Here is a 20588-nt window from a genome sequence, read left to right on the forward strand (position 1 = left end):
GTACCAGTCACTTAGACCCCCAGGAGACCACCCATGTTCCGGTTGGCGCACCTTTCCCTGGCGAACCGGGCCCTGATCGCGCTGATCACCGTCTTCGCCTCGGTCTTCGGCGTGATCACCATGTCATCGCTGAAGCAGGAGCTCATTCCTTCCATTGAGTTCCCGCAGATCACCGTGCTCAGCTCCATGCCGGGTGCCTCACCCGAGGTAGTTGACAAGCAGGTCAGCGGTCCGCTGGAAAAGGCGCTGAACGGCGTGGAGGGGCTGGAATCCACCTCCTCCACGTCCCGGACGGGTGTCTCCCAGATCACCATGGTGTTCACCTACGGATCGAACCTGGACCGGGCCCGGAACCAGATCGACCGGGCCATCTCCAATGCCAAGCGGACGCTGCCCAGCGACGTCCAGCCGCAGGCCATCGCCGGGAGCATCAGCGACTTCCCCATCGTTTTCCTCGCCGTTTCTTCGGACAAACCGCTCAGTGAACTGAACGCGGACCTGCAGCGCCTGAGTGTCCCCCGGCTGCAGAAGATCGACGGCGTCCGCAGCGCCGACGTCACAGGGGGCGCCACCCAGCACATCGAGATCCTCCCCCGCACCGACGCCATGGCGGCGGCGGGGGTAGGCGTCACAGCCATCCGCGACGCCCTGTCCAACAACGGCGCGCTGATCCCTGCCGGAACACTCCAGGACCAGGGCAGGACCCTCTCGCTGCAGATCGGCAGTCCGGTCGATTCCCTCGACGCCATCAAGGCCCTCCCCCTGTCCGGCACGAAGAACGCGGCGACCATCGGGTCGGTAGCAGATGTTTCGCTCAAGGATGACGAACGCACCTCCATTACCCGGACCAACGGCGCCGAGACGCTTGCCGTCTCCGTGACCAAGAAACCCGAGGGTGACACGGTGGCCATCTCACACGCGGTGCGGGACTCCCTTAATGATCTGGAAGCCGAGCTGGGCTCGAACGCCAAGTTCACACCCGTGTTCGACCAGGCGCCGTTCATCGAAAAGTCCATTAAGGACCTCACCACGGAGGGCCTGCTGGGGCTGGGCTTCGCCGTCGCCGTCATCCTGCTCTTCCTGATGTCTGCCCGGTCCACGCTGGTCACGGCCGTGTCCATCCCGCTGTCCCTCCTGATCACGTTCATCGGCCTGTCAGCCACAGGCTACTCGCTGAACATCCTGACCCTCGGCGCGCTCACCATCGCCATCGGCCGAGTGGTGGATGACTCCATCGTGGTCATTGAGAACATCAAGCGGCACCTCAGCTACGGCGAGGAAAAGTCGACGGCGATCCTCACCGCCATCCGGGAGGTGGCCGGCGCCATCACCGCGTCCACGCTCACCACGGTGGCGGTATTCCTGCCCATCGCGTTTGTCGGTGAACTGGCCGGTGAACTGTTCCGGCCCTTCGCCCTGACCGTCACCATGGCGCTGCTGGCATCGCTGCTGGTGTCCCTGACCATCGTTCCGGTGCTTGCCTACTGGTTCCTGCGGAACCCCAAGGGCGGGAGCGCCGGTGCCGCTGCCGGCTCCCGCGAGGCCCGGCGCATTGCCGACGAGGCCAAGGCGAGGGCCCACGACGCCGAACAGCGCAGCCGCCTGCAGCGCGGCTACCTACCCATCCTTCGCTCCACCCAGAAGCACCCCGTCATCACCCTGGTGGCAGCGGTCCTGGTGCTCGGTGCCACCGGCGCCATGACGCCGCTGCTGGCCACCAACCTCCTGGGAAACTCGGGGCAGAACAGCCTGACCGTGCGCCAGGTACTGCCGGCGGGGACCAGCCTGGCCGATACCAGCGCCGCCGCCATCCGGCTCGAAGGGGTCCTGCGCGGCGTCGACGGCATCAAGGACGTCCAGGTGACGTCCGGGAACGCCCAGGCCGGCTTCGCCGCCCTCACCTCCACCGGATCCTCCAACTCAACGTTCACCGTAGTCACGGACGAAAAGGCGAACCAGGAGCAGCTCCAGGAGACCGTGCGCTCGGAGCTCGCGAAGGTTCCCGATTCCGGAAAGATCTCCGTAGGCACGCAGCAGGGCGGCTTTGGCACCTCGTCCACCGTTGACATCACGCTGAAAGCGGCCACCAGCGCCGACCTGCAGTCGGCCAGCGACACCATGGTGGCGGCCATGACGGGCGTGCCCGGCACCAGCGAGGTGGCGAGCAACCTCGCCGCCAGCAACCCGGTGGTGCAGGTCAAGGTGGACCGGGCCAAAGCCGCCGCCGCCGGGCTGAACGAGGAACAGGTGGCCGGCGTCCTGGCCTCCACCATCAGCCCCATCCCCGCCGGTACGGTCCGGATCGACACCAACGACTTCCCCGTCCGGATCGGCCAGGGCACCAAGTTCACCAGCATCGATGCCGTCCGGAACATCCCGCTCCCTGCGGGCGGGCGGCCAGTGACGCTGGGAAGCATCGCCTCCGTCGAACAAGTGGACGTCCCGGTCTCCATCACCGCCAGCAATGGGGAGCGCACCGCCAAGGTGTCCATCACGCCGTCGGGCTCCAACCTGGGCGCCGTGAACACCGAAGTCCAGAAGCGCCTGGCTGATGTCCAGCTGCCGCCGGGCGTTACCGCCACCATCGGCGGTGCCACCACCCAGCAGGCGGAGTCCTTCCGGCAACTGGGCCTGGCCCTGCTGGCAGCCATCGCCATCGTGTACGTGATCATGGTGGCCACCTTCAGGTCCCTCGTGCAGCCGCTGATCCTGTTGGTCTCGGTTCCGTTCGCGGCCACCGGCGCCGTGGCCCTGCTGCTGCTCACCGGGGTTCCGCTGGGCCTGCCCTCGCTGATTGGCATGCTGATGCTGGTGGGCATCGTGGTCACCAACGCCATCGTGCTGATCGACCTCATCAACCAATACCGGCAGCCTCACGACGGGCGGCCGGGCATGAACGTGGCGGACGCGATCACCAACGGCGCCCGGCAGCGGCTCCGGCCCATCCTCATGACGGCACTGGCCACCGTGTTTGCCCTGACCCCCATGGCCCTGGGCCTCACGGGCGGCGGGGGGTTCATTTCGCAGCCGCTGGCGGTGGTGGTGATCGGTGGCCTGGTGTCCTCCACCGCGCTTACCCTGATCCTGGTCCCCGTCCTCTACCGGCTGGTGGAGGGACGGCGCGAGAAGAAGGCGCTGCTGCGGGACCTGCAGGACCGGCCGGAGGTCGGCCCCGGTTCTGACATCGACGCTGAGTTCCGCGACTGGACCACTGGGCAGGTCCCCAAAATCAGCGGCCGCCGCGCCGCCCCCGGGGCCGAGTAAGGCCCACCATGCCCGCGATGCCCGCGCCAACTCCTGGTGCGGGCATCGCTGCGTTGCGGGCCTTTCCCTGGCACCAGCACTCGGGAATAATCCCCGCGCCCTGCTGTTACAGATGGCGATAGATGCAAATGCATCTAAATTGGTCTACACTGGAACCAAGCCAGCAAGTCCAGGAACGGAAAGGCACGTCATGCAGATCGGTGTATTCAGCGTCAGCGACATCACCACGGACCCCACCACGGGCCGCACCCCCACCGAACACGAGCGCATCAAGGCGTCGGTGGCCATTGCCAAAAAGGTCGAGGAAATCGGCATGGACGTCTACGCCATCGGTGAGCACCACAACCGGCCTTTCTTCTCCTCTTCCCCTACCACCACGCTGGCCTACATCGCGGCCCAGACCGAACGCATCATCCTTTCCACGGCCACCACGCTGATCACCACCAATGACCCGGTGAAGATCGCCGAAGACTTCGCCATGCTCCAGCACCTGGCCGACGGCCGCGTCGACCTGGTCCTGGGCCGCGGCAACACGGCCCCGGTGTACCCGTGGTTCGGCAAGAACATCCAGGACGGCGTGGAGCTGGCCATCGAGAACTACAGCCTCCTGCGCAAGCTCTGGGACGAGGACACCGTGAACTGGTCCGGCAAGTTCCGCACCCCGCTGCAGAACTTCACCTCCACGCCCCGCCCGCTGGACGGCGTTGCCCCGTTCGTATGGCACGGTTCAATCCGCACCCCGCAGATCGCCGAGGTGGCCGCGTACTTTGGTGACGGCTTCTTCGCCAACAACATCTTCTGGCCGAAGGAGCACTACCAGCAGCTGATCGGCCTCTACCGCGAGCGGTACGAGCACTACGGACACGGCAAGGCGGACCAGGCGATCGTTGGGCTGGGCGGACAGTTCTTCATGCGGAAGAACTCACAGGATGCCGTGAAGGAATTCCGACCCTACTTTGACAGCGCGCCGGTCTACGGCCATGGTCCGTCCCTGGAGGACTTCACCTCTCAGACCCCGTTGACCGTAGGCAGCCCGCAGGAAGTCATCGAAAAGACCCTGACGTTCCGCGAGTACTTTGGTGACTACCAGCGCCAGCTGTTCCTGATCGACCATGCAGGCCTGCCGCTGAAGACCGTCCTGGAGCAACTGGACTTGTTCGGGGAGGAAGTGCTGCCGGTCCTCCGCAAGGAGTACGCAGCCCTCAAGCCCGCGCACGTCCCCGAGCCGCCCACCCACGCGGGCCGCGTGGCCGCCCTTCTGGCATCCCAGGACGCCGGCAACTCCGCCCCGGTGGCCTGATGGCTGCGGGAGGATCGGAATCGCCCGTGCGGCTGGCGGCGGAAACCTGGGAATCGCTGTTCCGGGCGCAGGTCGCTGTCATGCGGAAGCTGCAGTCCGGACCCGCGTTCCGGAAGCTTGCGCTGAACGAATACGACGTCCTGTTCACGCTCTCCCGCTGCCCGTCCGGCTGGCTGCGGCTCAACGAGCTCAACGACAACGTCCTGTTGAGCCAGTCCAGTCTCAGCCGGCTGGTGGAACGGCTCGAAAAGCGGGGACTCGTGGCCCGAATGCCGGCACCGGAGGACGGCCGCGGCGTGCTGCTCAAGCTTACGGACGAGGGCCGGGAACTGCAGAAGGAGATTGGCCGCGAGCACGTCCGGGACATCTCGGCCCTGGTGGCGCCGGCTCTGACGCCCGCAGAACAGAAGGAGCTCATGCGGCTGACCGACAAGCTCCGTAACTCGCTGGGGAAGCGCTAGCCCAGCTGCAGCAGCCGGGCGGGATCCTCGGCCGGCAGGTCCCCGTCCACCACCGCGGTCACGCGCAGCTGGTTCAATACCAGGCTTCCGCCCACGGTGGAAAGGAAGGCTGTGTCGGACGAGTCCCGGCCCGCAGTAATGCGCAGCATCGACTCCCGGGGGGCCAGCCCCGTGGGGTCGATGACGTGCCAGGCGCCCTGCACGTAGGCTTCCGCGACGGCATGGAAATCCATGGGGTTCAGGCCAGGGGCGTAGACAGCGGCGAGGCGGGCAGGGATGTCCTTGGAGCGGAGCAGGGCGATGGCCAGGTGCGCGAAGTCACGGCAGACGCCCCGCCTGCTGAGGAGGGTCTCCACCGCACCGTCCGTGCCGCGGGAGGAGCCGCTGATGTACCGCAGTTCGCCATTGACCCACTCGCGGACCGCATGCACCAGGTCGGCCCCGTGGACCCCGCCGAATTCCGCGTAGGCCGTCGGCAGCAGCCGGTCCGACTCGGCATACCGGCTGGGACGCACGTAGCGGATGCGGTCGGCCAGGCACGCCTCCTCGGGCACGGCACGGCCGGTCACCGTGGCCGCGTATTCCACCGTGACTTCGGCAGGCTCGGCGAACTCCATGTAGTGGAACCGGCCCCCGTGGTGGTCCGAAACTTCCGTAAGGGGAACCGCCGCTCCACCGGCGGTCACGGACAGGGACTCTTCAAAGGATGCGTAGCCGCTGTTCCTCGCTACGGCGATGGCCATGGCCACCTTGGTGTTGGCGATGGTCCTGAAGGCCAGGCGTGCGGAAACAGAGCGTTCCATGTCTCTCCGGGGGTGTGGGGGGCGGAAGGCAAGTCGGGCGCCCCGGCACCGGTGGGCGCGGGCAGCGGGACTAGTTTTTGACCTTCAGCGACATTAGCATCCGCTGCACGTTGGCGAAGTCAGGGCTCTCGTTGACGTACTGGGCCGCCTGGCCCAGCGTATCGAAGGCCTTCGCCGGGGCAACCTTCTCATCCGGTGCGAAGGCTTTGAGGGACACCAGGTCACCGAACGAATAGTCCCCCTTCCCGGCCGGACCACGGACCACATTGCGCAGCTCGCACGCCTGACCGTCAGTTCCGCCGACCAGGTTGGTGATGCCATAGGACCCAAAGAAGCGGTAACCCTGGATCACCCGGTAGACCATGCGCGGCGGGATGGTTCCCTCCCCGCCCTGCGCGGCAACGTCGAACGGTACGCTGCTGATCACCGTGTACGGGCGCCGCGCGCTTTCCGGGCATTCAGCGGACGACGGCGGCAGTCCCGTCCGGAGCGCGGCCATGAAGGTTCCGTCGGGCTTCTTTACTTCAACCTTGAGTCCGCCGGGAAGGACGCCTTCCTCCGGCGCCACGGACTGGGCAATCCAGTCCGCCGGCAAATCGAAGCTGACCGCCTTTGCGGGATCGGAGAACGTCTTCCACGACGTTGCGGTGGGCACAGCCTGGGGTTCGCCGGAGGTCGTTGCTGATGCCGTTGCTGATGCTGCTGCGCTGCCGGCCGGCGCCGCAGACGTCGCAGTTCCGGTTGACGCAGTTCCGCTAGATACAGCTCCGGAAGATGCTGTTGCCGACGGTTCCGGTTGCGCCGTCCAGTCAGGGGCGGCCTGGGGGCCGGAGCACCCCGCCAGCAGAACCGCGGTGGCCGCCATGGCCATCCCGGAGAGAAAGTACATACCGGAGCGAACAGCCTTTGCTGGCGTGCCTGTCATGGGACCCAGCCTAGCCCGGCCCCCTCTCCTCCCTGCCGTTGCGGCGTTTCCTGCACCCTTCGGCGCGGCCCCCAGCCGGCCCACGAACCCGCCGCGGGCTGTGGCACCTGCCGCGCGTGTCGCCGTCGGACGTCTGTCACCCCGCCCTGGGACTAGGCTGGAGGCTATGTCGGAAGAGCAGCACGGCGCAGCCGAAGAGAACCCCGCGGACATTTCCGCCCTGGACATCGCCGACTGGCGGCTGCGGACCTTTGCGCTCTACGACAACGTCCGCCGGATCTCCGCCGACAGCCCGTCCGAGGCACACTCATACTGGCGCCACCAGCGGGACCTGATGTTCGCCACGCACCCGGCTTCCGCACTGACCGCAGCGGACAAGGCGCGCTTCTCCGGCCTCAAGACTGCCGACTACGATCCCATCTACCGGTTCCACGTCCCGCTCACCAAGGAAGGCGCGGGCCGCGAGCTGAGCATGGACACGGGAACCGACGGCGTGGTCCACTTTGTCCGCCTTGGCACCTTCGACCTGCCGGAAATGGGCCAGCTGGGCGTGTGGAAGATCCATGGTTACGGCGGCGGTATCTTTGTGCCGTTCCGCGACGCCACGGCAGGCCAGCCGGGCGGAAGCTATGGGGCCGGGCGCTACCTGCTGGACACCATCAAGGGCGCATTCCACGGGGTCCAGGGATCCGGGCCGGATGCCATGTTCGTCCTGGACTTCAACTTTGCCTACAACCCCTCCTGCGCCTACAACGAGGCGTGGGCGTGCCCCCTGCCCGGTCCGTCCAACCGGCTGGCCGTGGAAATTCCCGTGGGCGAGCTGTACTGATGCCTGCCGCCCCCGGTAACGCCGCGTGAGGGAAGGTGTGTCCGCGCCCACCGTTACGGAAACCACCACCCGGCGCTTACCCGCCACCAGGCACTACCGTGGCGTGCTGCGTTTTCCGGTCATCCGGCAGCTGCTGCGGTTTTCCGGCGTCGGGGTCATCTGTACTGCGGCGTCCCTGGGGCTCTACGCGCTGCTGCGGCCGTGGCTCGGCGCGCAGCTGGCCAACGCCGTGGCACTGGTCCTCACGTCGCTGCTGAACACGGCCCTTAACCGGCGGCTGACCTTCAAAATTGCCGGCGAGCAGCGGCGTACCCGTGACCACCTCAACGGCCTGGTGGTGATCGCCGTGGCGCTGGTGATCACCGGCAGCAGCCTGGGTGTGCTGCACTGGTTCAATCGGGATGCCACGGTTGGCGACGAACTGGTGGCCACCACGCTGTCCGGCTTCCTTGCCACCGCCGTGCGCTTCAGCATGCTGCGGCACTGGATTTTCCGCCGGGCGCGCCACCGCTAGGGTTCCGGCACCGCCAGGGTTCCGGCACCGCCAGGGTTCCGGCACCGCCAGGACAGGCGCCCGGCTACCGGCCCTGGCCCGCGCCCAGGTTCCGAACGCCGGCGACCGCCGCTTGGACGGCGGCCGCTGCCGTGTCCAGGTCCTCCCGGGTCACCGACGCGTCGAAACTGAAGCGTACCGCCGTCTGGGCCACCTCGGCCGGCAAACCCAGCGCCGTGAGCACGGGCGATGGCGCGTCTGAGCCGGCAGCGCACGCCGAGCCGCTGGAGCAGACCACGCCGCGGCGTTCCAACTCCAGGAGCACCGACTCGCCGCTGGTCCCGGGGAAACAGAAGGATGCCACCGACGGCAGCCGCTGAGAGGGGTGCCCGGTGAGCACGGCGTCCGGCACTCCAGCCAGCACCGCGGCAATGAAACGGTCCCGCAGGGAGGCCACCCGCACCTGATGCTCCGCCTGTCCGTCCCTGGCCAGCGTGAGGGCAGTGGCAAGACCCACGGCACCGGCCACGTTTTCCGTTCCGGAACGGCGGCCGCGTTCCTGGCCGCCGCCGTGGATGACCGGTTCCAGCCTGGTGCGGCTCCGGACGAACAGCATGCCGCAGCCTTTGGGTGCACCCAGTTTGTGTCCGGAGATGCTCATGGCGTCCACCCCCAGCGCGCGGGTGTCCAGCGGCAGCCAGCCAGCGGCCTGGACGGCGTCGGTATGGAACGGGATGCCTTGGGCGTGGGCCAGTTCCGCCAGGGCGGCGATGGGCTGGACGGTGCCTACCTCGTTGTTGGCGTACATGATGCTCACCAGCGCGGTTTCCGGGCGCAGCACGCCGGCCAGGGCAGCCGGCGTGACCAGGCCGGTTGCATCGACGGGGACGACGTCCACGGTGAAGCCATGGAAGCGTTCGAGGTACCGCGCGGATTCCTCCACAGCGGGGTGTTCGACGGCGCTGATCACCACCCTGTCCAGCAGTGGGTTTGCTGCCTGCCGGGCCAGGGCAATGCCTTTCACCGCAAGGTTGTCCGCTTCCGTTCCTCCTGACGTGAACACAATCTCGCCCTGCCGGCAGCCGAGGACATCCGCCACGGCCGACCGGGCCCCGGCCAATGCCGCAGCTGCGGATTCGCCGAGGGTGTGGTGGCTGGAGGGGTTCCCGAATCCGCCGGTGAGGTAAGGCCACATGGCGTCGAGTACCTCGCGGCGGACCGGGGTGGTGGCGGCAGCGTCCAGGAAGATCACGGCGTCCCCGCTACACGGTCAGTTCGACGTCGAGGCCCAGGTCCAGGGCGGCCACGGTGTGCGTGAGCGCACCCACGGAGATCACGTCCACGCCGGTGGCGGCAATGGCCGCGACGGTCTCGAGGTTCACATTGCCGCTGGCTTCCACGCGGGCCCGGCCGGCCACGAGGGCAACGCCTGCCTTGAGTTCCTCGATGCTGAAATTGTCCAGCATGATGGTGTCCACTCCGGCGGCCAGCACGGGTTCGATCTGGTCCATCCGGTCCACTTCCACTTCAAAGTGGGTGGTGTGGCCCAGCTGCGTCTTGGCGGCCAGCAGGAGCGCGGTGAGTTGTGCCGGGTCACCGCCGGTCATCACGGCCAGGTGGTTGTCCTTGGCAAGCACAGCGTCGGAGAGGCTGTACCGGTGGTTTGCGCCGCCGCCGCAACGCACCGCGAAGCGTTCAAGGATGCGCAGGCCGGGGGTGGTTTTCCGCGTATCGGTGATGCGGGCCCGGGTCCCCTCGGCAAGCCGCACGAATTCGGCGGTCTTCGTGGCGATGGCGGACATCCGCTGGACCAGGTTCAGTGCCACGCGTTCGGCCATCAGCACCGAGCGGGCGCTGCCGCTGACCCTCGCCAGGTGCGTGCCGGCGTCGAACGTCCCACCGTCCGCCAGGAGCAGGTCCACCTGCGTGGCGGGATCCACCAGCTGCATGGCGTCGCGGAACACGGTGGCGCCGCTGAGGACGCCGGGGACGCGCGCGTTGAGGACTGCGGTGGCGCTGGCACCGGCGGGGATGAGCAACTGCGAGGTGATGTCACCGGAAGGCGCATCCTCAGCGAAGGCCCGTTCCAGGATGTCCCTGACGGGGGCCGGCGGGAGGGTGAGGTCGAGTGCCGGGCGCAGGGACACAGCCTGGTCGATCACGGCGGGGTCAGTCATGGAGCAGGCTCGCTTTCGGGCGGAGGGACGACAGGTTGTCAGTTTCGACGGGTTCATCGCTGCGGTAATGCGCCCCCAGAGAGTCACGGCGGTCAAGGGCGGCAGCGACCAGCAGTTGGGCAGCCAACAGAAGGTTCCGGTCCTCGTGTGCCACTGGGTCGGCGGAGGAATTAACAGCATCAGGACGGACGACGCCGGCCCAAGAGTCAAGCGTCCGGCCAGCCTTGAGCAACAACTCCCCAGAGCGCAGCACTCCGGCATGGGAGGTCATGAGACGGCGAAGAGCCTCCCGGGAGAAGGGTTCTTCGGATTCCCCTCCCCCACCGAAGTTGGACGGCCAACTCCCGCCTGGCGCACCTGACCGATCCGCCGCGCCTTCTAAAGCAGCAGGGACAGCGACGTGAGCACTTGCGTTTCGCGGCAGGGGTGCGGAAGCGTGGGGCAGTTCCGGAGGTCCCGAAAGCGCCGTTGTCGCGTGAGCGTCCGCACCGGCCGCCGAGCTTGCGAGGCGGTCGCCGGTGCGAGGCGCGAGCGCAGGCGCCGAGGGACCTGCGGGGCTGCCCTCCAGGAAGGATTCGACAGCGCGGCGGCCGAATACGAGTCCCTCCAGGAGGGAGTTGCTGGCCAGCCGGTTTGCCCCTTGGACGCCGGTGCAGGCAACTTCGCCGGCGGCGTAGAGGCCGGGGACGGTGGTGCGGGCGGAGAGGTCGGTGCGTACCCCGCCCATCCAGTAATGCGCGGCGGGGGCGACCGGTACGAGTTCGCAGGTCCAGTCGATGCCGGCGTCGCGGGTTTTGCGGGTGAGGGTGGGGAACCTCTGTTGGAGGAAGCCCGCGCCCCTGGCCTGTTCGATGCCGCGGGCGTCGAGGTAGACGTGGCCGTTGGGGTCGCCGAGCTTGGCCAGGTGGAGGGCGATGCTGCGGGAGACGACGTCGCGGGGTGCCAGTTCGGCATCGGGGTGGTAGGCCTGCATGAAGCGGCGGCCGCCGGAGTCCAGCAGGATGGCCCCTTCGCCGCGGACGGCTTCGGAGATCAGCAGCGGTCCGTCCAGCCGGGCGGGATGCGCTGTGGCGGAGCTGACCAGGCAGGTGGGGTGGAACTGGAAGAACTCAAGGTCTGCCACTGCCGCACCGGCGCGGACGGCGAGCGCCAGTCCGTCGGCGGTGGCCACGGCCGGGTTGGTGGTTTGGGCGAACAGTTGACCCGATCCCCCGGTGGCGAGCAGGACCGCATCCGCGTCCAGGACCGCAGGCCGGCCGTCCTGGAGGTACTCGACTCCTGCCACGCGCCCGTCCCGGGTCACAAGGGCGGTGGCCTGGGCGTGCGTGAGGATGGTGAGCTTTCCGTCATCCTGCCGGGACAGGACAGCCCGGATCAGCGCACCGGCCACGCGGGCGCCAGTGGCGTCTCCTCCTGCGTGCAGGATCCGCGGGGCACTGTGGGCCGCTTCGAGCCCAAGGGCCGGACCGCCGTCGTGCATGGCCTCATTCCCCGCCGCAGCGTGGCCCGCATCGAACGCAACACCGTAGCGCTGGAGGCCTGCGATATCGCGCTCCGCCTCCGTACACATCAGCCGGACTGCGGCCTCGTCGCAGTGTCCCGCACCGGCGCGGAGTGTGTCGGCGATGTGTGCGGCGAGGGTGTCTCCCGGTGCGGGTTTGGCAAGGACGGCAGAGATGCCGCCCTGTGCGTACCAGGTGTTGCTGTTCTCCAGCGCGCCTTTGGTCAGCAGGACCACGTGCGCTCCTGCGTCGGTGGCGAGCAGCGCAGCGTAGAGGCCCGCGATGCCGCTTCCGACGATGGCCAGGCGGTGGTTCATCACGGCCTCGCGGCGAGCATGCGCTCGAGCGCCGTCCGGGCATTGGCCTGTACGTTGTCATCCACGGTGATGCGGTTGACCACGCGGCCGGCCACCAGTTCCTCCAGTACCCAGGCGAGGTAGCCGGGGTGGATCCGGTACATGGTGGAGCAGGGGCAGATCACCGGGTCCAGGCAGAAGATGGTGTGCTGCGGGTACTCGGCGGCAAGCCGGTTCACCATGTTGATTTCGGTGCCGATGGCGAATGTCGTGGGCTCGGTGGCGGCGGCGATGGCTTTCTTGATGAAGTCCGTGGAGCCGGCGGAATCCGCGGCGTCCACCACCTCCATGGGGCATTCGGGGTGCACGATGACCTGGACGCCGGGAAAGTCCGCCCGGGCCTTCTCGATTTGGGCCACGCTGAAACGCTTGTGCACCGAGCAGAACCCGTGCCAGAGGATCACGCGGGAGTCCAGGAGCGCCTGTTCGTCATTGCCGCCCAGGTCCTTGCGCGGGTTCCACATGGGCATCTGGTCCAGGGGCACCCCCAGGGCCTTGGCCGTGTTGCGGCCCAGGTGCTGGTCGGGGAAGAACAGGACCCGCTGGCCCCGCTGGAATGCCCACTCGAGGACGGTCTTTGCATTCGATGACGTGCAGACGATGCCGCCGTGTTCGCCGCAGAACGCCTTCAGGGCTGCGGAGGAATTCATGTAGGTGACGGGGATGACCGGGACCCGGCCCTCGGCGTCGGGCTCGGTCCCGAAGATCTCTTCGAGCTGTTCCCAGCACTCCTCCACGGAGTCCGCGTCCGCCATGTCCGCCATCGAGCAGCCGGCCGCCAGGTTGGGCAGGATGACGGCCTGTTCCGGCGTGGAGAGGATGTCCGCGGTTTCCGCCATGAAGTGGACGCCGCAGAAGACGATGGCCTCTGCCTCCGGTCTGGTCAGCGCGGCGTTCGCGAGCTGGAAGGAGTCACCCACGAAGTCGGCGTACTGGATCACCTCATCGCGCTGGTAGAAGTGGCCCAAAATGACGGCCCGGTCACCCAGGACCGCCTTGGCGGCCTGGATCCGTTCCCCGAGTTCGACGTCGCTGGCCACCTTGTACTCTTCGGGCAACTGGCCCTGGCGCGGGGTGTTGGCCGGAGCCGGGTCCGCGCTCGAGGCGCCCGGGCCGTAGGCGGGCACGCCGGCGAGCGCCTCGGCCAAATCGTAGTCCCACGGGCCTTTGGCCAGCGCCGGACTGCAGGTGCTGCGGTCAGCTGCTGCGCCCTTTTCGGCCTGTTCGCGCGTGATCAGCTGGATTGCCGTATTGACGCTGCTCATGGTGTGCTCCTGTTGTCTGGGTCAAGGCCTGGCCGGCCGGTGTAGCGGTAGAGGCGTGGCGGGCGGTGCTTGCCGCCCTGGAGGTATTCCCCGGTTTCTTCGATTTCGGGGGTGGATTTGAGCTGCCGGCGGAAGTTGGCCGGATCCAGCTGGCGGTCCAGGACGGCTTCATAGACTTCGCGGACCTGGGCCAGCGTGAAGTACTCGCCCAGCAGGTGGTAAGCCACCGAACCGTAGGCCAGCTTGTTCCGGAGGCGCCAGAGGGCGTAATCCACGATCGCGTTGTGGTCGAACGCCAGCTCACTCAGGCGGTCTGCCCGGAACCATCGAACGTTTTCAGACTCGTCAGCAAGCGCTGCTTCCGTTGGCTGGACCAGGGCCCAGTACACAATGGACACCACCCGCTGGGTGGGTGAACGGTGCAGGCCGCCGAAGGCATAGAGCTGCTCAAGGTAGCGGGGCGCAAGGCCGGTGGTCTCCTGCAGGTTCCGGGCGGCGGCGCCTTGGAGGGACTCCTCATGGCTGAGGGGTCCGCCCGGCAGGGCCCACAGGCCCTTGAAGGGCTCCCGGATCCGGCGCACCAGCGGAAGCCACAGGGTGGGCCGGCCCGAGGTCTCGCTCGGACGGAGGGCGAAGATCACAGTGGAGATGGCCAGCGACGGCGGCGCGGCCTGCCGCTCGGAAACGTTCGCCGAACTGTAGTACACCCGTTCCACCACCTTCTATCGCCCTTGACCGCCCCCGCGCGTTCATCCTTAGTTATGGTCAACTTGACCAAAACTGATTCTACGGCCGGCCGCACCCGAAAGGGAAATATTTCTTCCGGGCGGGCAGCCCGCCAGGCGCGCAGCAAACGGGGGCGCTCTTCCCCGCTTCCGGGCCCCCTCCCGGCCCTCCGTTTCCGGGCAGGTTCGGGAAGCGGTAAATTCAAGACGTCCCACGAGGACCCCGGCCCCGGAGGCCGGACCCATCACCAAGCCCCCAGAAGGTGCATTTCCCCATGACGACGAAGTCTGACCGGACCACGTCCGCCACATCATCACCCACGAAGACCCCTGCCAGCCACAGCATGAAGCCGCGCCAGCTCACCATGATGGGGCTGGGCAGCGCCATCGGGGCCGGATTGTTCCTGGGGTCCGGCGCCGGCGTCCAGGCGGCGGGGCCGGCGGTGCTGGTCTCCTACCTCGTGGCCGGAACCCTGATCATCCTGGTGATGTGGGCCCTTGGCGAGATGGCGGCAGCGAACCCGAACAGTGGAGCCTTTTCCGTGTACGCGGAGCGGGCACTGGGCCGGACGGCAGGGGCCACCATCGGGTGGCTGTGGTGGCTGCAGCTGGTAGTGGTGATTGCGGCCGAGGCCCTGGGCGCGGCCGGGCTGCTGTTCTCCGTCTGGCCGGTGGTGCCGGTCTGGGCGCTGGCGCTGTTGTTCATGGTGGTCTTTACCGGCATCAACCTGGCCGGTGTCCGGAACTTCGGTGAGTTCGAGTTCTGGTTTGCCATCCTCAAGGTGGCCGTGATCGTCCTGTTCCTCGTTGTCGGTGCCGCGCTGCTCCTGGGCCTGCTGCCCGGCGTCGGCTCCCCCGGCGCGGACAACCTCACGGGAAACTTCGCGCCCCAGGGCCTGGGCGGTGTTGCCGGGGCGCTGTTCGTTGTGATCTTCGCGTTCGGCGGGACGGAGATCGTCTCCGTGGCCGCAGCCGAAACCGAGGATCCCGAACGCAGCGTCGGCAAGGCCATCCGGACCGTGGTGTGGCGCATCCTGGTGTTCTACATCGGCTCCGTCTTCGTCATTGCCGCCGTCCTTCCCGCCACGTCCAAGAGCCTTGCCTCGCCCTTCGCCGGCGTGCTGGACGCTGCCAGAATCCCCGGCGCCTCCACCGCCATCACCCTCGTGGCCGTCGTCGCGCTCCTCTCGGCGCTGAACGCGAACCTCTACGGTGCATCGCGCATGGTGTATTCGCTCTCCCAGCGGAGCGAGGCGCCCCGGGTCCTCACCCGGCTGAACAATGCCGGCGTGCCCCTGCTCGCGGTGGCAGTATCGGTGGCCTTCGGCTTCGTCGCGACTGTCCTCGAGCTGTTGTTCCCGGAACGGATCCTGCCGGCGCTCTTCCAGCTGGTGGGATCCACGTGCCTGGTGGTGTGGGGCAGCGCCCTGGTCTCCCAGCTGATCCTGCGCCGGCGCGCGGACCGGGACGGGACCCCGCTTCCCCTCCGGATGAAAGGCTTCCCCGGCCTCACGGTCCTGGGCCTTGTCCTCCTGGGCCTCATCTTCGCCGTCGGCTTCAGTGCCGAGGGCAGCCGCATTCAGCTTTTCAGCACCTTTGCCCTGATCGCCGGCATTGCGCTGGCGTGTGCCGCCGGGGCCCGCCTGGCCAGCAGGACCCGGCCCGGCAACAGGTAGAGTGGAGCGTACCTTTCCAACGAAGACGCACCGACGCGCCGGGCCCGCCCAGGCGCCGTACCTGATTGGGGAACACACCATGAGCGGCAGGCACACCGGACAGCAGCACGGGCACACCGTTGAAGGGACCGACCCGCAGCTGTACGTGGCAGTCCATGAGCCCGCCACCGATGCGGGCCTCCGGCCGGTCCTGCTGCTGCACGGCTTTTCTTCCTCCTCCAAGCTCAACTGGGAGGACACCGGCTGGGTGTCCGCCCTGCTTGACGCCGGCCGACGGGTGATCACGGTGGACCTGCCGGGCCACGGCCGCAGTGGTGCGCCTGAGGATATGGATTCCTACTCGCCCAGCAGGATCCGGGCGGACCTGCTGCAGGCAGCGTTCGACGCCGGCGCGCGCCCCCTTCACGACGGAGACCCTGCCAGCGGGCTGGACGTCGTGGGCTATTCCCTGGGCTCCCGGCTCGCGTGGGAGTTCGCCGCAACCCAGCCCGAGCTGGTGCACCGGCTGGTGCTCGGCGGACCCAACGACTCCGACCCGCTGGCCGCATTCGACCTCAGGGCCGCCCAGGACTACCTGGCGGACGGCACGCCGATCAGCGACGAATCCACCGCGCAGCTTCTCAAAATGGCCCTGCTGCTGCCGAGCAACAACATTTTCGCGCTGCTGTCGCTGGTGGAGGCCATCAAGGCAGAACCGTACGACCCCGCCGAAGCTGTACCCCACGTTCCCATGCTGTTGGTGGTTGGCGACAAGGACGAGCGGGCCAAGACCCTGCCCAAGCTCGCCGAACTGGCCCGCGGTGCCGGCTCCATGGCAGAGCAACTGGTCCTCCCGGGCCGGAACCACACCAACGCCATCACCAGCAGGGCCTTCAAGCAGGCCGCCATTTCGTTCCTGGGCGTCTGACGTTCCAGGCCTGGCGGATGCCAGACAGCAACAGCCCGGACCCTGGGGTCCGGGCTGTTGCTGTCTTACTTCCCGCTTTGGGTGACGGTGGGTGGGGATCAGTGGTGGCCGCTGACGCCGAGCGGGCGTCCCTTGGTCTCCTTGGCGAGCACCACGCCCACGGCTGAGATGACGCAGAGTGCCATGATGTAGATGCCGATCGAACCGGTCCATTTGGTGGACTGCAGCAGGGTTTCGGCGATGGTTGCTGCGAAGGCGCCGCCCAGGATGGCGCCGAAGGCGTACCCGATGGAGATGCCGGAGTAGCGCACGCTGGCGGGGAACATCTCCGCGTACATGGCGGACATGGGTCCGTAGGACAGGCCCAGGCCGATGGTCAGGACGAACAGGGCGACGCCGTAGAGCACGATGTCCTTGGTGTCGATCAGGGCAAACATGGGGATCATCCAGGCAAAGACGATGGCGTACCCGATCAGGAAGGTCTTGACGCGGCCGATGCGGTCGGACAGCCATCCGCCCACCAGGGTGAAGATCAGCCAGCCGAAGGATGCCAGCGTGGTGGCCAGGAGGATCTGCGGGGTGGGCATCTTCAGGGTCTTGGTGGCGTAGGAGATGAAGAACGCAATCAGCAGGTAGCCTGCTGCGTTGTTGCCGATGAAGATCAGGGTGGAGTACAGGACGGGCAGCTTGTGGTTCCGGATCAGCTCACCCAGGGGTGCCTTGCTCTCCTTCTTCCGCAGGGCCATCTCTTGGAAGACCGGGCTCTCTGCGACGGCGCGGCGGATCAGGTAGCCCACCACGATCAGGACGATGGAGAGCAGGAACGGCACGCGCCATCCCCAGGCTGCGAAGTCTTCCTTGGACATGCTGGTGTTGAGGAAGAACAGCAGGCCGGTGGCCAGGATCATCCCCACGGGCACGCCGATCTGCGGGTAGGCACCGAAGAGGCCGCGCCGGTTGACGGGCGCGTGCTCGACGGCCATGAGGGCGGCACCGCCCCATTCACCGCCGGCGGAGAAGCCCTGGATAACGCGCAGCAGGATCAGCAGCACGGGGGCCCAGGCGCCGATCTGCGCGTAGGTGGGCAACATGCCAATGAGGGCGGTGGCCGCGCCCATCATCACCAGGGTGAAGACCAGCATTGCCTTCCGTCCCAGGCGGTCACCCAGGTGCCCGGCGATAACGGCGCCGAGGGGACGGAACAGGAAGCTGATGCCGATGAGGGCAAAGGACAGGATCTGCGCCAGGCCCGGGTTGGACTCGTTCAGCGGTGCCAGGAACAGCGGCGACAGCAGCGTTGCGGTCAGCTGGGCAAAGATGAAGAAGTCGTACCACTCGATGGTGGTGCCGACGAGGGTGCCGGCGAGGACCTTGCGCTCCTCCCGCCGGGTGCTGGGACCGGCGAGTGTATCCACCTTGGAAGGTGTGGTCATTGAAACTCCATTGTTTATTGGGCAGCAACGCCGCCCGTACGCCTTCAGGATTACCGACAGAACGGTCAGTTAGTTAGTAGGGTACTACGAAAGGTGTGATGCGGAACACGGGATGGTTGGAATTTGCGCCGAACGGTAGGGTGCGCAAGTTCCATATTGGAACTACAAGTTCGCATAAAGGACATTGCCGGGAGGCTGAGGTTGAGACAAGAGTCACGGCGCTGAAGGCCCGCCCGCCTAGGATGGACATTATGACTCCTCCAGCAGCCGCAGCCCCGGCGGGAGCGGCGACCCAGGCTTCGCCTTCCCAAACCCTTTCGCGTGGCATCCGCGCCCTCGAAATCCTGGCGGCGGCCCCCGGGCCGCTGACCATTGCGGAGCTTGCCGATGCCATGGGCGTCCACCGTTCGGTGGCCTACCGGATCCTGCGCACCCTGGAAGACCACTCACTCCTGGTTCGGGACGACGCCGGCCGGGTCCAGCCGGGCCCGGGGCTGGCGGTCCTGGCCCGCGGTGTATCGCGCAACCTGCAGAGCGCTGCGTTGCCGGAGCTGACCCAGCTGGCCAACTCACTGGACATGACCGCGTTCGTGGCGGTGTGGGACCATCACGACTGCATCACGCTGGTGACGGTGGAACCGCGGCATTCGGGGGCTACCGTTGCCCAGCACCCGGGCACACGGCACCCCATCAACGCGGGCGCGCCAGGGATTGCCATCCAGTCCGCCCTCTCGGAGGAAGAGTGGGACAGGCTGGCGACGGGCATGCCTTATCGCCCGGAGGCTGCGGAGGCACGGCGGAAGGGCTACTCGGCCAGCCATGACGAGGTGATCGCAGGAGTTTCCTCGCTGGCAGCACCCGTCCGGGTGCCCGGTGGGCGTCCGGCCGCACTGGCCGTCGTCTATATCCGTTCCGCCCATGACCCGGATTCCGTGGGCGCTGCCATCGCGGAAAGTGCGGCCAGGATCGAGCGCCAGCTGGCGTAACAGCACTGCCCGTCCCACCCGCGGCTAGGACCGGGGCCGCCCGCACGCAGGTGCCGCGTCAGGGCCGGCGGCGGAGGACGACGGCGGTTCCGGCACCGAGCAGAGCCAGCGCCGCCGCCGCGCAGACCGGAACGAGGAACGCGGCTGCGGCCCCGTGGAGCTGGGCCAGCTGTCCGCCAACCGAGGACCCGATGGCCGTGCCGGCGACAATGCCGCTGGCAAGCGCGGTCATCACGGTGCCAAGCCTGCCGGCAGGTGCCACGTTCCCGCCCACGGCGAAGACGGTGACCATGACCGGACCCACCGGGAGTCCCAGGACCAGCAGGACCACCGCCATCATGGGCAGCGACGAGGGCACCAGCAGCAGGACCGCCAGCCCTGCCATCAGGATTGCGCAGAGAACCCAGCGCAGCGCCAGGCCTGCGCGGCGCGGCCAGTAGGCGACCGAGAGTGCTGCTGCGGCGGAACTCAAACCCATGACGGCGTACAGCAGCCCCGCTATTTCCGCGCCGCCCAGCCCGGCAGAGAAGGCGCTGAGGGCAGCCTGGGTGGAACCAAAGAATGTCCCCATGCAGGCCATCGCAAGGACAGGCAGGGCTACAGACCATGGCAGCTTCACGGCACGTGCAGAACCCTTGCGCTTCCCGCCGGCCGGACGCCGGGTGGCCGGTACGGCCCGGTGGGTGGGGTGAACGGCGAAGGCCGGCACCAGCGTGATGGTCATGGCCGCTGCCAGGACCAGCGGAAGCCAGGGCGCCACGAGGCTGGCCAGAATCCCCACCAGGGCGGGTCCAAGGACAAACGTCACCTCGTCGGCCGTGCTCTCGTAGGAGAGGGCTGTGTCCAGGTCACGGGCAGAACCGCCGGGCGGTGCCGTTGGGCCTCCGGCTTTGGCCGTCAGGGACATCCATCTGACCCGGGCCAGGGGCCCTACCTGGGGGCAGGTGGCACCGGCCGCGAAGGCTGCAGCCAGGACAGCGGACGGGAAATCGCCGGACGCGGCGGTGCCATTGGCGGCAAGGACCAGGGCCAGCACGGCCACTGTATTGAGCACGGCCGCCAGCAACAGGAGCGGCCGCTGTCCCCGCCTGTCCGCAAGGGACCCCAGAACCGGAGCTCCCAGGGCCGAGCCGATACCCACCGCGCCTGCTGCTGTGCCGCCGGCGGCAAAGGAGCCGCTGGCCGAGGTGACGAGGGTGAGCGTGCCCATGGCCAGCATGGCCAGGGGAAGCCGCGCAAAGAGGCCCAGCGGTATGAAACCCGGGCCGGCCAGGTGGGGAAGGCGCGAAAAGCGTCCCCGTCCTGCCCTTTCCGTGGTGTCCGGGTCAGGGCCTTCCCCGCATGGAACGGCACGGGCAGGGGTGGTGCCGGCTTGGGAAGGGCTGGCTGCTGAAGGGCTCGTCGGTGAAGGGCTTGTTTGTGGTGTCACTTCGGGCTCGCTCAGTAGGTGCGCACCGTCCCTCCTCCCGATGCGCGCAACCCGGTA

At 67.7% G+C, this 20588-nt stretch carries 17 protein-coding genes; 8 read left to right on the forward strand and 9 right to left on the reverse strand.

The features are described 5' to 3' along the window. The first annotated feature begins 33 nt into the window (after nt 1–33). The 3 genes from ACR65J_RS12500 to ACR65J_RS12510 all read left to right on the forward strand — a co-directional run bounded on the left by ACR65J_RS12500 (nt 34) and on the right by ACR65J_RS12510 (nt 5025). Entirely contained in the window at nt 34–3264 is a 3231-nt protein-coding gene (locus ACR65J_RS12500) for an efflux RND transporter permease subunit (RefSeq protein ID WP_440169292.1), read from the forward strand. A 190-nt stretch (nt 3265–3454) separates the two neighbouring features. Then, on the forward strand, nt 3455–4564 hold the full coding sequence (locus ACR65J_RS12505) for an LLM class flavin-dependent oxidoreductase (RefSeq protein ID WP_440169294.1): 1110 nt from the start codon (nt 3455–3457) through the stop codon (nt 4562–4564). After that, nucleotides 4564–5025 carry a MarR family winged helix-turn-helix transcriptional regulator gene (locus ACR65J_RS12510; RefSeq protein ID WP_440169296.1) on the forward strand — a complete coding sequence of 154 codons (462 nt, stop codon included), beginning with the start codon at nt 4564–4566 and terminating at the stop codon, nt 5023–5025. The genes ACR65J_RS12505 and ACR65J_RS12510 overlap by 1 nt, the downstream gene beginning before the upstream one ends. On the opposite strand, the gene ACR65J_RS12515 is transcribed toward ACR65J_RS12510, so the two are convergent. Next, nucleotides 5022–5828, reverse strand: a complete 807-nt coding sequence (locus tag ACR65J_RS12515; RefSeq protein WP_440169298.1) for a transglutaminase-like domain-containing protein — start codon at nt 5826–5828, stop codon at nt 5022–5024. The two genes, ACR65J_RS12510 and ACR65J_RS12515, sit on opposite strands and share 4 nt — an antisense overlap. Before the next feature lie 70 nt (nt 5829–5898). Further along, complete coding sequence (locus tag ACR65J_RS12520; RefSeq protein WP_440169594.1) at nt 5899–6699, reverse strand: hypothetical protein; 801 nt, start codon at nt 6697–6699, stop codon at nt 5899–5901. Between the two features lie 220 nt (nt 6700–6919). Here ACR65J_RS12520 and ACR65J_RS12525 point away from each other — a divergent pair, with 220 nt between their 5' ends. Both ACR65J_RS12525 and ACR65J_RS12530 read left to right on the forward strand, forming a co-directional pair. Continuing rightward, nucleotides 6920–7582 carry a DUF1684 domain-containing protein gene (locus ACR65J_RS12525; protein ID WP_440169300.1) on the forward strand — a complete coding sequence of 221 codons (663 nt, stop codon included), beginning with the start codon at nt 6920–6922 and terminating at the stop codon, nt 7580–7582. Nucleotides 7583–7607: 25 nt separating this feature from the next. Further along, nucleotides 7608–8096 carry a GtrA family protein gene (locus ACR65J_RS12530; protein WP_440169302.1) on the forward strand — a complete coding sequence of 163 codons (489 nt, stop codon included), beginning with the start codon at nt 7608–7610 and terminating at the stop codon, nt 8094–8096. A gap of 64 nt (nt 8097–8160) precedes the next feature. On the opposite strand, the gene ACR65J_RS12535 is transcribed toward ACR65J_RS12530, so the two are convergent. From ACR65J_RS12535 to ACR65J_RS12555, 5 genes are read right to left on the reverse strand one after another with little or no spacing between them, the layout of a single operon-like run. After that, nucleotides 8161–9327, reverse strand: a complete 1167-nt coding sequence (locus tag ACR65J_RS12535) for a cysteine desulfurase family protein (protein ID WP_440169304.1) — start codon at nt 9325–9327, stop codon at nt 8161–8163. A gap of 10 nt (nt 9328–9337) precedes the next feature. Beyond that, entirely contained in the window at nt 9338–10252 is a 915-nt protein-coding gene (gene nadC, locus ACR65J_RS12540) for a carboxylating nicotinate-nucleotide diphosphorylase (protein WP_440169306.1), read from the reverse strand. Then, entirely contained in the window at nt 10245–12071 is a 1827-nt protein-coding gene (locus ACR65J_RS12545; RefSeq protein ID WP_440169597.1) for an L-aspartate oxidase, read from the reverse strand. The genes nadC and ACR65J_RS12545 overlap by 8 nt, the downstream gene beginning before the upstream one ends. Further along, complete coding sequence (gene nadA / locus ACR65J_RS12550; protein WP_440169308.1) at nt 12071–13375, reverse strand: quinolinate synthase NadA; 1305 nt, start codon at nt 13373–13375, stop codon at nt 12071–12073. The genes ACR65J_RS12545 and nadA overlap by 1 nt, the downstream gene beginning before the upstream one ends. Further along, nucleotides 13372–14082, reverse strand: coding sequence for an NUDIX hydrolase (locus tag ACR65J_RS12555; RefSeq protein ID WP_440169310.1), 711 nt, complete (start codon nt 14080–14082; stop codon nt 13372–13374). The genes nadA and ACR65J_RS12555 overlap by 4 nt, the downstream gene beginning before the upstream one ends. Nucleotides 14083–14444: 362 nt before the next feature. On the opposite strand from ACR65J_RS12555, the gene ACR65J_RS12560 reads away from it, so the two are divergent. Together ACR65J_RS12560 and ACR65J_RS12565 are read left to right on the forward strand one after the other, a co-directional pair. Next, nucleotides 14445–15776: an amino acid permease gene (locus tag ACR65J_RS12560; protein ID WP_440169599.1), complete on the forward strand. Its 1332-nt coding sequence runs from the start codon at nt 14445–14447 to the stop codon at nt 15774–15776. A gap of 79 nt (nt 15777–15855) precedes the next feature. Then, nucleotides 15856–16683 (forward strand): alpha/beta fold hydrolase, encoded by an 828-nt coding sequence (locus ACR65J_RS12565; protein ID WP_440169312.1) that lies wholly within the window; start codon nt 15856–15858, stop codon nt 16681–16683. Nucleotides 16684–16781: 98 nt separating this feature from the next. On the opposite strand, the gene ACR65J_RS12570 is transcribed toward ACR65J_RS12565, so the two are convergent. Further along, entirely contained in the window at nt 16782–18116 is a 1335-nt protein-coding gene (locus tag ACR65J_RS12570) for an MFS transporter (protein WP_440169315.1), read from the reverse strand. 251 nt (nt 18117–18367) lie between these two features. Between ACR65J_RS12570 and ACR65J_RS12575 the strand changes: the two genes are divergently transcribed. Further along, nucleotides 18368–19102: an IclR family transcriptional regulator gene (locus tag ACR65J_RS12575; protein ID WP_440169317.1), complete on the forward strand. Its 735-nt coding sequence runs from the start codon at nt 18368–18370 to the stop codon at nt 19100–19102. Between the two features lie 58 nt (nt 19103–19160). Here the strand turns inward: ACR65J_RS12575 and ACR65J_RS12580 are convergent, their stop codons facing one another. Further along, complete coding sequence (locus tag ACR65J_RS12580) at nt 19161–20531, reverse strand: MFS transporter (protein ID WP_440169320.1); 1371 nt, start codon at nt 20529–20531, stop codon at nt 19161–19163. Nucleotides 20532–20588 lie beyond the last annotated feature (57 nt).

It is taken from the genome of Arthrobacter sp. SAFR-044 (assembly GCF_059414985.1).

Excerpts from the sequence above, each read along its gene's own strand:
- ACR65J_RS12545 (WP_440169597.1), bottom strand. The coding sequence starts at position 12,071 with ATGAACCACCGCCTGGCCATCGTCGGAAGCGGCATCGCGGGCCTCTAC.
- ACR65J_RS12500 (WP_440169292.1), top strand. The coding sequence starts at position 34 with ATGTTCCGGTTGGCGCACCTTTCCCTGGCGAACCGGGCCCTGATCGCG.
- ACR65J_RS12515 (WP_440169298.1), bottom strand. The coding sequence starts at position 5,828 with ATGGAACGCTCTGTTTCCGCACGCCTGGCCTTCAGGACCATCGCCAAC.
- nadA (WP_440169308.1), bottom strand. The coding sequence starts at position 13,375 with ATGAGCAGCGTCAATACGGCAATCCAGCTGATCACGCGCGAACAGGCC.
- nadC (WP_440169306.1), bottom strand. The coding sequence starts at position 10,252 with ATGACTGACCCCGCCGTGATCGACCAGGCTGTGTCCCTGCGCCCGGCA.
- ACR65J_RS12570 (WP_440169315.1), bottom strand. The coding sequence starts at position 18,116 with ATGACCACACCTTCCAAGGTGGATACACTCGCCGGTCCCAGCACCCGG.
- ACR65J_RS12520 (WP_440169594.1), bottom strand. The coding sequence starts at position 6,699 with ATGGCCATGGCGGCCACCGCGGTTCTGCTGGCGGGGTGCTCCGGCCCC.
- ACR65J_RS12525 (WP_440169300.1), top strand. The coding sequence starts at position 6,920 with ATGTCGGAAGAGCAGCACGGCGCAGCCGAAGAGAACCCCGCGGACATT.
- ACR65J_RS12510 (WP_440169296.1), top strand. The coding sequence starts at position 4,564 with ATGGCTGCGGGAGGATCGGAATCGCCCGTGCGGCTGGCGGCGGAAACC.
- ACR65J_RS12575 (WP_440169317.1), top strand. The coding sequence starts at position 18,368 with ATGACTCCTCCAGCAGCCGCAGCCCCGGCGGGAGCGGCGACCCAGGCT.
- ACR65J_RS12560 (WP_440169599.1), top strand. The coding sequence starts at position 14,445 with ATGAAGCCGCGCCAGCTCACCATGATGGGGCTGGGCAGCGCCATCGGG.
- ACR65J_RS12505 (WP_440169294.1), top strand. The coding sequence starts at position 3,455 with ATGCAGATCGGTGTATTCAGCGTCAGCGACATCACCACGGACCCCACC.
- ACR65J_RS12565 (WP_440169312.1), top strand. The coding sequence starts at position 15,856 with ATGAGCGGCAGGCACACCGGACAGCAGCACGGGCACACCGTTGAAGGG.